Origin of the sequence: Paraburkholderia ribeironis (assembly GCF_900019265.1) — a bacterium.
In the GTDB taxonomy this organism is placed as follows: Bacteria; Pseudomonadota; Gammaproteobacteria; order Burkholderiales; family Burkholderiaceae; genus Paraburkholderia; species Paraburkholderia ribeironis.
Window position 1 is genome coordinate 82,956 of sequence record NZ_CYGX02000034.1, and the last position, 12,768, is coordinate 95,723.

Here is a 12,768-nt window from a genome sequence, read left to right on the forward strand (position 1 = left end):
GCGCTTATGCTCCGCCCGTCACGCGAATCACTTCTTCGAGCGAGGTGAGTCCGGACGCGAGCCAGCGGTCCGCATCCTCGCGTAGCGTGCGCATGCCTTGCTCGCGGCCGGCCGAGAGAATTTCGGCATCGGCCGCATTGCGGTGGACCAGCGTGCGGATCGCGTCGTCGATCAGCAGCAGCTCGTACACGCCGCGGCGTCCGGCATAGCCGGACTGCCCGCAGCGATCGCAGCCGACCGGATGCCAGCGCGCGCTGCCGTCTTCTTCCACGCGCTCGTCGCGGCACATCGGGCACAGCCGCCGCACGAGCCGCTGCGCCAGCACGCCGAGCAGCGACGACGCCAGCAGATAGGGCTCGACGCCCATGTCGGTCAGACGCGTGACCGCGGAGGCCGCGTCGTTGGTATGCAGCGTCGCCAGCACGAGGTGCCCGGTGAGCGATGCCTGCACCGCGATCTGCGCGGTTTCGAGGTCGCGGATTTCACCGATCATGATGATGTCCGGGTCCTGCCGCAGAATCGAGCGCAATGCGCGTGCGAAGGTCATGCCGATCCGTTCGTTGACCTGCGTCTGGCCGATGCCGGAGAGGTCGTATTCGATCGGGTCTTCAACCGTCATGATGTTGGTGGTCGCGGTTTCGAGTCGCGACATCGCCGCATACAGCGTGGTCGTCTTGCCGGAGCCGGTCGGGCCGGTCACGAGTACGATGCCGTGCGGTTTGCCGATCAGCGTGTCGAATTTGCGCAGCGTATCCGGCCCCATGCCGAGCGCTTCGAGATTCAGACGCGATGCGTCCTTTTCCAGCAGACGCAGCACCGCGCGTTCGCCGTGACCGGTCGGCAGCGTCGACACGCGCACGTCGACCGGACGGCCGCCGACGCGCAACGTGATACGACCGTCCTGGGGCAGACGCTTTTCGGCGATATCGAGCTGTGCCATGATCTTGATCCGCGAAATCAGCGCGCCGTGCAAGGCCTTCTTGGGCCGCACGACGTCGCGCAGCGTGCCGTCGACCCGAAAACGCACCACCGACGCATTCTCGAACGGCTCGATATGAATATCCGACGCCTGCTCGCGCGCCGCTTGCGTGAGCAGCGCGTTGATCATGCGGATGATCGGTGCGTCGTCTTCGGACTCGAGCAGATCCTCGACCTCGGGGATGTCCTGCATCAGACGCGACAGATCGACTTCGCCTTCCACTTCACCGACCACTTGCGCGGCGCTGCCGTCCTGGCGCGCATACGCCTGATTGATGGCCTGCGTGAGTTCGTCGGCGGGCAGCCGCACCACCGACACCGCGCCGAAGTTGCGCGCGACTTCGGCGAGAGCGGCTTCGCTAGTGCGTTCGCTGATCCACACTTCGAGGCTGTCGGCATGCTGGTGTGCCACCAGGATCTGGCCGCCGCGCGCAAAGCCGTACGGCACGAGTCGCGCCGCGAGCGGTGAGGGCGCGATGCGCTCGCCGGTGGCGGAATCGCCGACCTGAGCGGGATGCGCTACTTGCGCGGGCGCCTGCGTCACGGATGCGCTCCCGGTGACACCGTGGTCGGTTCAGTGCCGCTTGCCGGATAGGCAGCGACGGCCGGCTGCGGCGCTGTCTGCAAGATGGGCTGCTGCGCCGGCTGCGGCACTTGTTGCGGCGCGGCTTGCGGCACTTGCTGCGGCGCCATCTGCTGACGACGCATCTGGTTCAGATCGAACAGGTTCAGCGCCGGCGAAGCGCCCTGGCTCGGGCCGAGTGGCATCGGCGGAACCACCGGATCGTCTTTGTCCTTGATCAGGTTGTTGTCCGACCGGTACGCGCCCTGCACGCCCTGGATGTAGTCGTAACGGTTCGAGGTCACGGCCTGCGCGGTATCGCGGTCGTTGACGATCACCGGACGCAGGAACACCATCAGGTTGGTCTTCTCGCGTGTCTTGTTTTCCGAACGGAACAGCTGGCCGATCCAGGGGATGTCGCCCAGCAGCGGCACCTTGCTGTTGCTGACCTGATAGTTGTCCTGCATCAGGCCGCCCAGCACGATGATCTCGCCGTTATCGGCGAGCACGGTCGACTGGATCGAACGCTTGGTGAACTGCGGACCCGCCGGGTTGGTCGTCGCGTTGGTCGTGCCGTTCACGATCGCCGAATCTTCCGTGTACAGCTGCAGCTTGAGAATCCCGCCGTCGGTGATCTGCGGCTTGACGTGCAGCGTCAGGCCGACGTCGACACGATCGAACGTATTGAACGCCGCGCTCGTGGTGCCGCCCGTGAGGTTCGAGTACGAACCGGTCTGGATCGGCACATTGGTGCCGACGACGATCTTGGCTTCTTCGTTGTCGAGCGTAATCAGGTTAGGCGTGGACAGCACGTTCGCGTCGGCGGTCTGCGATAGTGCCTGCAGCAGTGCACCGAGACCCTGCACGCCGAAAATGTTGTGAATCCACCCGACGTTGAGACCCTGCTGGAGACTCGACGCGCCGAGCGCCGTGGCAAGACCGCCGGTGGTCCCGGCCGCCGCGGCTGCCGCGGTCAGGTTGATGATGCTGTTGCCGCTGCCGGTGGCGAGATTGGTGCCGGCAAACACCGAATTGTTCGCGACTTGCCACTGAATGCCGAGGTTGGCGTTCGTGTTCGAGTTCAGCTCGACGATCAGCGCTTCGATATAGACCTGCGCGCGACGCGCGTCGAGCTGATCGATCACCGCGCGCAGATTGCGATACACCGGCTCTGACGCCGTGATGATCAGCGAGTTGGTGGCGGCGTCCGCCTGGATCATGCCGCCAGGCTGATTCTCCTCGCCCTTGTCCTTTTCGCTGCCGAGCAGGCCGGCAGCACCCGAAGCGCCGGTCGAGCCCGCGGCGCCGCCGCCCATCGGCGACGACATCGAGCTGCTGTTGAGTCCACCCGACGGCAGCGGCGGGCTACCCGAAATGCCCGTTGAAGTGCCGCCCCCCGAATAGCTTCCGCCGGTCTGGTTGAACGAACTCGCTTCGCCCGAGGTGCCCGTCGAACCGCCTTCGCCGCCCTTGCCGAGCATCCCGCGCAAGGTCTTCGCGAGTTTGGTCGCTTCCGCATTGCGCAGCGGCACGACGTGCATGTTGCCAGGCATCGTGGTCGGCATGTCGAGCTGCTTCGCGAGTTCCTTCGCAGCGGCCAGACGTCCGCCGTTCGACGCGCGTATCAGCAGGGAATTGGTGCGCGGGTCAGCTGTGATCGACACCTTCAGCGTCGCGTCGGTGCTGCCGATCGCGCCCGGATCGAGCATCTTGGTCAGCTGGGTGGCGATGTCGATCGCGTTCGCGTTTTTCAGTTGCACGACCGACACCGACTGGCCTGCCGCGGTATCGACACCCGCGATAATTTGCGCGATACGCCGCACGTTGTCGGCGTAATCGGTCACGACGATCGTATTGTTGGCCGGGTAGGCCGCAACGGTATTGTTCGGAGAGATCAGCGGACGCAGCACCGGCAGCAGATTGTTGGCCGATTCGTTCTTCAGCACGAACACCTGGGTGACCACCTGATCGCCACGCGCGACGGGCGCGTTGCCGACATAGGTCGGCACGCCTTGCAGCTTGGCGTCGGCTTCTGGCACGACTTTCAGCACACCGTGGTCCTGCACCAGCGCGAAACCCTGCATGCGCAGCGCGGATTGCAGGGTCTTGAGCGCCTGGTCCTCGGGCACCGCATTTTCCGACACGAGGTTCAACTGCCCCTTCACACGCGGGTCGACGATGATCGTTTTGCCGGTGGCCGCGCCGATCGCCTTGGCGACCTGGTCGATGTCGGCGTTCACGAAGTTGAGGGTCACCTGAGCCTGTGCTGTCTGCGCGGTGATCAACCCAGCCACCAGCAGCGCCGTTGCAACGCGACGCAAAGCCATACAATTTCTTCTCATGAAATGTGATATCGATGCCGACAGCTGCTGCTGCCGACGGTCATGCAGTGCGGACACGAAAGCAGGCCGCCGCCCTGTCGGTCTGCGGGCCAGCCTTCGAGGCGGACCTCACCCAAGGTACCAGCTACCCAATGTCCGAAAAAAAATGAACAGTAACAGTTTTTCATGTCGGATTTGTCACAAATCAGACGACTGCGTGCAATTCTTCTAAAAGATCAAGGGGTCGTCATTCAATTGAAAGCCGATGCAGTGTCGGCCGCGAGCCGGTCGAACGCATCGTTTTTCTGCCGGCTTATGTCTGTTAGCTAACTTGACGAGGGTCGACCTGCCGGTATGATACGAGCCGTTCGAGTCACCGGTCGCGTGTTTGCCGAGGCGGGTTTTCCCCGATGCGAGCCAAATGCCCGGCCGGCGTGCCCTGCCGGCTGTCGGGGGCTGAAGTATGGCTGAAGAAATTCCTTACGAACTCTTACCCTTGCAATTTACTTAGTCGTCTTGACCGATGAATCGTGTCTTCGTCACCGTCGCCGCAGGACTCGCCATGCTGGCAGCAGCAGGGTCCGCACGCGCCGATTGCTTTGACGAGGCGGCCAAATATCAAAAGGTCAACCCGCTGATTCTGCGCGCGATTGCATGGCAGGAATCGCATAACCGACCTGACGCGCAGCACAAGAACGCGAATGGTTCGACCGACTACGGCGTGATGCAGATCAATTCGGTCCATCTGCCCGTGCTCGCTCAATACGGCATCTCACAAGGCACGCTGATGGAGCCGTGCAAGAACGTCTATATCGCAGCATGGCATCTGCGCCGCCAGATGAACAAGTATGGCAATACGTGGCAGGCCGTCGGCGCGTACCATTCCGAAACGCCGGCGCTGCGTGATAAATATGCGCAGCAGATCGTCGCGATCCTGCGCAAGTGGAATCTGATGCCGGCTGCGCGCTGAGCGCACCGGTGCCCACCTTCCGATCCGGCCACACACTCGGCCGCCGGCCTTTTTGATGCACAATGCGGCTTCGTGCTGCCGTAGCGGCACCGTCGTCACGGCAATCACGGCGCTCGCGAGAGCGATCCGGCCCCGGGCCCGATGCGCCGATACACCGATACGCCTTCCACTCCTCTTGCTTTTCCGTACTGCGATGAACCAGCCGCTATTGCCCGTCACCGTGCTCTCCGGTTTTATGGGCGCCGGCAAGACCACGCTCCTGAACCATATCTTCGCGAATCGCGCCGGTTTGCGCGTGGCCGTGATCGTCAACGATCTGGCCGCCGTCAATGTCGACGCGACGCTCGCGCACGATGCCGCCGCGCTGTCGCATGTGGGAGAAGAGCGTATCGAACTGTCAAACGGCTGCGTCTGCTGCACGCTGCGCGACGAGCTGATGACCGAGGTCAAGCGCCTTGCAGGCGAGCAGCGTTTCGACGCCATTGTCATTGAGTCGACCGGCGTGGCCGAGCCGATGTCGATCGCCGAAGCCTTCGGCTTCGCCGACGATGACGGCGCATCGCTGTCCGACGTGGTGCGGCTCGATACGATGGTGACGGTGGTCGATGCGTTCAATTTCCTGCGCGACTACAGTTCGACCGACGCGCTCACCGAACGCGGCATCGCCGCGACCGACGAAGACAACCGCACGCTAGTCGAATTGCTGATCGAGCAGATCGAGTTCTGCGACGTGCTGGTGGTGAACAAGGCCGACCTTGTCAGCGCGGACGAACTCACGCGTTTGCAACGCATCCTTGCACAGATCAACCCGCGCGCCGCGCAGGTTGTCAGCCGCTTTGGCGACGTGCCGCTCGCGCAAGTGCTGAACACTGGCCGCTTCGACTTCGACGAGACATCGGGCGCGCCGGGCTGGCTCGCGCTGCTTGATCACAAGCATCAGCACGAGCACGACCAAGAGCACGGCCATACGCATCACGGTGACGCGGACGAATTCGGCATTGGCCATTGCGTTTATCGGGCGCGCCGGCCATTTCATCCCGAACGACTGTGGGCGCTGCTGCATCAGGAGTGGAAGGGCGTGTTGCGCAGCAAAGGCTTCTTCTGGCTGGCCACGCGCAACGACATCGCCGGTTCGCTGTCGCAGGCGGGTGGCGCTTGCCGGCATGGTCCCGCGGGGATGTGGTGGGCGGCTCAGGATCGCAGCGAATGGCCTGAGGGCGACGACGAGCTGGCCGCGGAAATCGCCGCCGACTGGTACGGCGACCCGGACGATCTGAGCATCGGCGATCGTCGCCAGGAACTGGTGATGATCGGTGTCGGCATCGACCCGGCGGTCTGGCAAGCGAAGTTCGATGCGTGTCTGTTGAACGAAGACGAATACGCGCCAGGTCCGCAGGCGTGGCAACAGCTCGCCGATCCGTTTCCGGCATGGGAATTCGACGAAGACGATCATGATCACGGCCATCACCGCCACCATCATGATCACGATCACGATCACGACGGCCACGACGCTCACGCCCACGGCGAGAGGACGCATCGCCACGACTGAACAGGCCATCCCGCCCAAGTCATGAGCGAGCCGCGACGCTCGTCGCGGCTCGCTCCGCGCAAAAATGCATAACGCGCGGACGAAAAAAAACCCGCCGTTGGCGGGTGTCAACTGCCGGGCAGTAGTCTGCTTAGCGCTTGTTGACAGCGTCCTTGAACGCCTTGCCTGCCGTGAACTTGACGGTCTTGGCGGCCGGAATCTTGATGGTTTCGCCGGTCTTGGGGTTGCGACCGGTACGCGCTGCGCGCTTGCCCGAACCGAAACTTCCAAAGCCGATCAACTGCACCGCGTCACCCTTTGACACGGATTTCTTGATCACTTCAAGCAACGTGTCCAGCGTTTCACCGGTTTGAGCCTTGCTGGCCCCCGTCTGTCCTGCGACAGCGTCGATCAGTTCCTGTTTGTTCATTAAGGTTCCTTTCTGAGTTTAGGTTGACACCAACAGCGCGAACGCGCCGATTATACGTGCGCGAGCCGCGCCGTCGAGCAGCTGCGGCCTGGATCTCCTCCAGATCTGTTGCGCCGGACAGATGACCGTCCGTCGGCCGGGCTGCCGCTCCCTTCGCGGCGCTTGCTATGATAGCGCAGCGCAAACCCAATCAGGACAAGGGTTTCGAAGATTTAGGCCGGGCTGGAGCCGATATCGCGAGAAAACTCCAATTTGCCCTGCCAAAGGCCTCCAAACGAGGGCTGAAACCCAGTACGGACGGGGCTTGGCGTTGGTTTTTGCCAACGTTTGGCGCCGCTTTTTTGCCGTCCGGCGAGCTGCTCGCGCTGGCGGTAACGTTAAATTCGCTCTTTCGAGCGTCATTTTCCGCAGCGCATGACCGATCCGCTGATCCCTGCCGTGCTCGCTTTTCGCGACAACGGCACGCCGTATTCGCCGCTTTACGACGACATCTATCACAGTGCCGTCGGCGGTCTCGAACAGGCTGATTACGTTTTCTTGCGCGGCAATGCGCTGCCCGAACGGTGGCAGGGCCGCCGCACTTTCACCGTGCTCGAGACCGGTTTCGGCATGGGCATCAACTTTCTGGTCACGTGGGCCGCGTGGCGCGCCGACCCGTCGCGCTGCGAGCGGCTGCATTTCGTATCGACCGAGAAGCATCCATTCACCGTCGCCGATTTGCGCCGCGTCTATGCGGTAACGCTGTCCAATCCGGTGATCGCAGACCTCGCGCAAACGCTCGCTAGCGCATGGCCGATGCTCGTGCCCGGCACGCATCGGCTCGAATTCGAAGACGGCCGCGTGGTTCTCACGCTGGTGCTGGCCGACGCGATCGACAGCTTGCCAGCGTTGCGACTACGCGCCGACGCGTTCTATCTGGACGGCTTCGCGCCGGCCAGAAACCCCGAACTATGGAGCCCGGCGATCTTCAAGTCGCTTGCGCGACTGGCCGGCGACGGCGCCACGTTCGCCACCTACAGTAGCGCAGGCGAGATCAAAGCCGCATTGACGCAATGCGGCTTCGAATACCGCAAGATCCAGGGATTCGGCTGGAAACGGGCCATGCTGGTCGGCCATTTCGCGCCGCGCTGGCGCGTGCGCCGCCATGAGCCCCCCACGCCGCTCGCGCTCGAAGAACGGCACGCGATCGTGATCGGCACCGGGCTCGCCGGCTGCGCGGCGATCGAACGGCTCACGGCGCGCGGGTGGCGCGTCACGTCGCTGGAACGGCATGGGTCAGTCGCGCAGGATGCATCCGGCAATCCAGCGGGCGTGTTCCATCCGATGATCTCGCGCGACGACAGTGTCGCGTCGCGCGTCACGCGCGCCGGCTTTCTGTATGCGCTCAGGCGCTGGGCCGCGCTCGAACAGCTCGGTCATCGGGCGCTGCGTGGGGGGCCAGGCTTGCTGCAAATCGCCACCGACGATGATGAAGCCCGCGCAATCAGCGACGCGATCGCCACGTTCCGCTATCCGTCCGGCTATGTGACGCCCGTATCGGCAACCGACGCCGAGCGGCTTGCCGGCATGCCGCTCGCGCGGGGCGGCTGGTTTTTTCCGCAAGGCGGCTGGATCGATCCGGCGTCGCTGTGCGCCGCGCAGTTCGCCGCCGCGGGCAGCCTGCTCGAACGTCGGTTCGGCGTCCGAGTCGGCCGGCTCGAACGAGTCGGCGCGCAGTGGACCGTATTCGATACAGCAGGCAAGGCGGTCGCACGCGCGCCGGTGGTGATCGTCGCGAGCGCCCACGACGCCGCTCGCATCGCCGGATTACGGTACGCACCGACGCGCAGCATTCGCGGCCAGTTGACCTTGCTGCCTGCCGGCGCGGTGACGCAGCTCGCCTTGCCGGTGATCGGCGAGGGCTATGCGGTGCCGCTGGCAAACGGCGTCACGCTGACAGGCGCGACCTATGAACTCGACGACCCCGACACGTCGCTGCGCGCGAACGGCCATCTGGAAAACATCGAACGCGTCGCGCAGATGCTGCCGGCATTCGCGGGCGTCATTGACGAGGTGCAATCCTCGGCACTCGCGGGACGTGTCGCGTTTCGCTGCGTTACCAGTGACCGGCTGCCGATGATCGGTCAACTCGCCGACGAAACCCGCGCGGCCAGCGACGCGCAACGTCTGCGCGGTGCATGGCCGCTCGATCTGCCGCGCACGGAAGGCTTGTACGGCGCGTTCGCCTACGGTTCGCGCGGCCTCGTCTGGGCAGCGCTGGGCGCGGAACTGATCGCGTCGCAGATCGAAGGCGAGCCCTGGCCGCTCGAACGCGATCTGTCGGACGACATCGATCCCGCACGTTTCCTGCTGCGCGCATTGCGACAGGGAACGGTCAGTTAACTGCTGCGGCGTCAGCCGGAACGCCGGCGTGCATCCGAACGAGAAGGTTATTCACTGAAACTTGTGGATAACCGGGCAGTTAACCGGCGCAAGTCGTGTGGAACCGTTGTGGACGTAAACGGGGTAACTTTGCCGCCATCGAAAAACGCAAAAAGTTGCTCGCGTATACCCGCTGCCCCCGCACATGCTGTGCATCCGGTTATGCCGTCGGCAAACCGATGATTCATTTCGGTAAACAGCAGTTATCCACAGAAAGACGGGCACCTTGTTAACTGTTACTACGTATACATACAGTAAACGTGTAAACGACAAGGCCGACGCTGACGCCGTGCCCATCGACTCGGCCAAAACCCTTTCCAACCCACGCGAAACTTTCTGGCGAATTTCTCCAAAAAGCCCACGCGACCCTTCTATCTGACGGTTTGCTCCGTCCCGATTGAGCGGTAAAAAAGTCGCTTTTTCTTCATGACATGGAGATGGGGTACGTTTTTACCGTTTTACCTGCATGTTCGTGTCATTTCGCTCAAAGTTCAAAAAGCTATGGCACAATCGCCGTTCATTTCCGCGTCGTGCCCTGCGTTCAGCGGCACCTCGCACCAACGGAACGGTGCCGGTCAATCAGAATCTGATTCAAGGTCGACGGCGTTCTTTCACCGTGCCGTGCCTGTTGCTACGGCCGCACCCTTGAATGCGCCGGGCTCCTTGCGGCTGCAGCGCATTCAGATAGATCTTCCGATCATTGAAAACTCGCAACGCTGGCCACGCGAAGCGATTGCGACAGTGACTGTGAGCCTCATGCGCTCACTCGCTCGCTGGCGTTTGTGCTGGTTCGTGTCGTCTGCCGTTGCAGCAAAAGGAGAACCCATCACAATGAATTCGGCGTTTTCATTTTTTCCAGCCTGGCCGCTTTCGCCCGACGCCATCTTTTGGGCTGGTCTCGCATTGCTCGCCGCCGGCCTGTGCGGTGAGCTGTGCTATCGCGCGTGGCGTTTGCCGCGTATTTCCGGGTATGCGGTCATTGGTCTGATTGCCGGCGCGGCCGGCTTCGGCGTGATCGATGCGGATGCCGCGAACGCCGCGCGGCCGCTGCTCGATGTCGCGCTCGGTTTGCTGTTGTTCGAACTCGGCAGCCGGCTCGATTTGCGCTGGATCCGCCGCAATCCGTGGCTGATTCTGTCGAGCGTGGCCGAAGCCACGCTGACTTTCGCGCTGGTGCTGCCCGTCCTGCTGTTCCTGAAGGTGCCGCTGATGGTCGCAACCGTGCTCGCGGCGATTGCCATGGCCACTTCGCCCGCGATGGCGATTCAGCTCAAAACGGAATTGCGCGCGGAAGGCCAGGTGACCCAGCGCATGCTCACGTTGACCGCACTGAACAGCATGTATGCGGTGGTGATCGAAAAGCTGGTGTCGAGCTGGTTGCATCAGGAAGCCTACGGCAACGTTTTCGCGACCATCCTGCAGCCGCTTTATCTGCTGGTCGGCTCGCTCGTGCTCGCGTATCTGCTCGCGCGCACCTGTACGTTTTTTTATCGCCGTCTGAACATGCAGGATGAGCATTCATTCGTTGCGCTATTCGGTCTCGTGCTGTTGGCGATTGCGCTCGCGCATCTGTTCAAGCTGTCGACGATTCTTGCGCTGCTGGCTGCCGGCATCATCGTGAAGAATCTCGAAGCGCGCCCGAAACTGTGGCCGCAGCATTTCGGCACGGCGGGATGGCTATTGACCGTGATTCTGTTCGTGCTGACGCTGACTTCGTTCGAATGGAAGCACATCGCAATTGGCGGTGTAGCGGCGCTGGGTCTGATCGTTGCCCGGCTGATGGCGAAACTGGTCGGGGTGATGGCGTTCGCCAAGCCGAGCGGCTTGAACTGGAAGCAGGCGATGGCGCTCGGGCTGTCGTTATCGCCGATGTCGGCGCTCGCCTACCTGCTGGTCGACGACACGTATAACCTTTATCCGAACTTCGACCCGCAACTGCGGGCCATCGTGATGTGTTCGATTTTCGTGCTGCAGATTCTCGGGCCGTGGCTCGTGTACCGCAGCCTCGCGCTGGTGGCGGAACGGCGCGAAGAGTAAGCGCGGGCCGCTACGCGAGCTTCGCCACGGTTCATTCAATTCATTCGATTCAAAAGCCGGGCATGTGACACATGTCCGGCCGACCTGACTTAGAGGACGCCATGTCACTCGAACCCTTCATCGATTCGAAACCGTTCACGTTCGGTATCGAACTCGAGATGCAGATCGTCAATACACATGACTATGATCTGACCAGGGCCGGCAGCGATCTGCTGCGTCTCATCAAGGACGAAAAAATCCCCGGCAACATCACGCCGGAAATCACCGAAAGCATGATCGAGTTGTCGACCGGCATTTGTACGACGCACGAACAGGCCGTCGCCGACTTGCGCAAGATTCGCAACACGCTGGTCTCTGCCGCCGATCACCTGAATGTCGGCCTGTGCGGCGGCGGCACGCATGCGTTCCAGCAATGGAGCGACCGGCAGATCGTCGATACACCGCGCTTTCAGTATTTGTCCGAGTTGTACGGCTACCTGGCAAAGCAATTCACGGTGTTTGGGCAGCACGTGCACATCGGCTGTCCGAATCCGAACAGTGCGCTGTATCTGCTGCATTCGATGTCGCGCTTCATTCCGCATTTCATCGCGCTGTCCGCATCGTCGCCGTTCGTGCAGGGCGTCGATACCGGTTTTCATTCGGCACGACTGAATTCCGTGTTTGCGTTTCCGCTGTCTGGCCGAGCGCCGTTCGTGCTGACGTGGGACAGCTTCGAAGAATATTTTTCGAAGATGGTCCACACTGGCGTGGTCAACAGCATGAAGGATTTCTACTGGGACATCCGGCCTAAGCCGGGTTTCGGCACGATCGAAGTGCGCGTGATGGACACGCCGTTTTCGGTGGACCGCGCCGCGGCGATTGCCTGCTACATCCAGACACTTGCCCGGCACCTGCTGCTCGACAAGCCGATCACGCCGAAGGAAGACGACTATCTCGTCTACACGTTCAACCGTTTCGAAGCCTGCCGCTTCGGTCTCGCCGGGACCTGCATCAATCCGCAAACGGGCGAGCGCAAGACGATTTCCGAGGACATCCTCGAAACGCTGGATCTGATCGCGCCGCATGCCGCAGTGTTGGGCTCGGGCAACGCGCTTGCCCAAATCGGCGCGATCGCTCGTGGCCAGGTGAACGACGCGACCTGGTTGCGCGAGGTTTTCGCGCAGGAAAAGTCCCTGCACGAAGCCGTGCGGCAGCAGTGTCTGCAGTGGCGCGCCTAGCCCCGGACACAAGCGCGCAGGTCAGGCCTTGAGGAACCCGCTTCGAGCGGGTTTTTTTTGGTAATTGAAATTTTTAGCTCGTAGCCCTTCAGGTTTTTATAAAGTTTACGTATACAAACGTAGTAGTAGTTAACAGGATTTGCGTTAGCCTGTGGACAACTGAATAATTCCCTGCAGACTCAACACGCTGCGTAGAGCATAACGGGGCTGGTTGAGGGCGGGTCGGGGATGGTAAACAAGGACAACTGAGGTATCCGCCGACGCGGTCCTGGCGCTTATCAAGATTCGCTGCGCATGCTGTCCA

The 12,768-nt window shown here is 62.2% G+C and carries 8 protein-coding genes; 5 read left to right on the forward strand and 3 right to left on the reverse strand.

The window, feature by feature from the left end:
- Nucleotides 1-4 precede the first annotated feature (4 nt).
- Both gspE and gspD read right to left on the reverse strand, forming a co-directional pair.
- Nucleotides 5-1,522: a type II secretion system ATPase GspE gene (gene gspE, locus BN2475_RS16370; protein ID WP_094780546.1), complete on the reverse strand. Its 1,518-nt coding sequence runs from the start codon at nucleotides 1,520-1,522 to the stop codon at nucleotides 5-7.
- The gene (gene gspD, locus BN2475_RS16375) at nucleotides 1,519-3,867 is read right to left on the reverse strand and encodes a type II secretion system secretin GspD (protein ID WP_094780547.1); all 2,349 of its coding nucleotides are present in this window, start codon (nucleotides 3,865-3,867) and stop codon (nucleotides 1,519-1,521) included. Before gspD ends, gspE begins: the two co-directional genes overlap by 4 nt.
- Before the next feature lie 517 nt (nucleotides 3,868-4,384).
- On the opposite strand from gspD, the gene BN2475_RS16380 reads away from it, so the two are divergent.
- The gene (locus BN2475_RS16380) at nucleotides 4,385-4,831 is read left to right on the forward strand and encodes a lytic transglycosylase domain-containing protein (RefSeq protein ID WP_094780548.1); all 447 of its coding nucleotides are present in this window, start codon (nucleotides 4,385-4,387) and stop codon (nucleotides 4,829-4,831) included.
- Nucleotides 4,832-5,024: 193 nt separating this feature from the next.
- Nucleotides 5,025-6,380: a GTP-binding protein gene (locus BN2475_RS16385; RefSeq protein WP_094780549.1), complete on the forward strand. Its 1,356-nt coding sequence runs from the start codon at nucleotides 5,025-5,027 to the stop codon at nucleotides 6,378-6,380.
- Nucleotides 6,381-6,510: 130 nt separating this feature from the next.
- Here BN2475_RS16385 and BN2475_RS16390 read toward each other — a convergent pair whose 3' ends face one another.
- Nucleotides 6,511-6,789, reverse strand: a complete 279-nt coding sequence (locus tag BN2475_RS16390; RefSeq protein ID WP_006050811.1) for an HU family DNA-binding protein — start codon at nucleotides 6,787-6,789, stop codon at nucleotides 6,511-6,513.
- A 414-nt stretch (nucleotides 6,790-7,203) separates the two neighbouring features.
- Here BN2475_RS16390 and mnmC point away from each other — a divergent pair, with 414 nt between their 5' ends.
- The 3 genes from mnmC to BN2475_RS16405 all read left to right on the forward strand — a co-directional run bounded on the left by mnmC (nucleotide 7,204) and on the right by BN2475_RS16405 (nucleotide 12,464).
- Complete coding sequence (gene mnmC / locus BN2475_RS16395; RefSeq protein ID WP_094780550.1) at nucleotides 7,204-9,171, forward strand: bifunctional tRNA (5-methylaminomethyl-2-thiouridine)(34)-methyltransferase MnmC2/FAD-dependent 5-carboxymethylaminomethyl-2-thiouridine(34) oxidoreductase MnmC1; 1,968 nt, start codon at nucleotides 7,204-7,206, stop codon at nucleotides 9,169-9,171.
- An 870-nt stretch (nucleotides 9,172-10,041) separates the two neighbouring features.
- Nucleotides 10,042-11,247: a cation:proton antiporter gene (locus BN2475_RS16400; protein ID WP_094780622.1), complete on the forward strand. Its 1,206-nt coding sequence runs from the start codon at nucleotides 10,042-10,044 to the stop codon at nucleotides 11,245-11,247.
- Nucleotides 11,248-11,348: 101 nt separating this feature from the next.
- Nucleotides 11,349-12,464, forward strand: a complete 1,116-nt coding sequence (locus BN2475_RS16405; protein ID WP_094780551.1) for a YbdK family carboxylate-amine ligase — start codon at nucleotides 11,349-11,351, stop codon at nucleotides 12,462-12,464.
- Nucleotides 12,465-12,768: the final 304 nt, after the last annotated feature.

Bases quoted from the DNA above. Each gene is read 5' to 3' on its own strand.
- gspD (WP_094780547.1), bottom strand. From the start codon at position 3,867: ATGGCTTTGCGTCGCGTTGCAACGGCGCTGCTGGTGGCTGGGTTGATC.
- BN2475_RS16380 (WP_094780548.1), top strand. From the start codon at position 4,385: ATGAATCGTGTCTTCGTCACCGTCGCCGCAGGACTCGCCATGCTGGCA.
- BN2475_RS16385 (WP_094780549.1), top strand. From the start codon at position 5,025: ATGAACCAGCCGCTATTGCCCGTCACCGTGCTCTCCGGTTTTATGGGC.
- BN2475_RS16390 (WP_006050811.1), bottom strand. From the start codon at position 6,789: ATGAACAAACAGGAACTGATCGACGCTGTCGCAGGACAGACGGGGGCC.
- mnmC (WP_094780550.1), top strand. From the start codon at position 7,204: ATGACCGATCCGCTGATCCCTGCCGTGCTCGCTTTTCGCGACAACGGC.
- BN2475_RS16400 (WP_094780622.1), top strand. From the start codon at position 10,042: ATGAATTCGGCGTTTTCATTTTTTCCAGCCTGGCCGCTTTCGCCCGAC.
- BN2475_RS16405 (WP_094780551.1), top strand. From the start codon at position 11,349: ATGTCACTCGAACCCTTCATCGATTCGAAACCGTTCACGTTCGGTATC.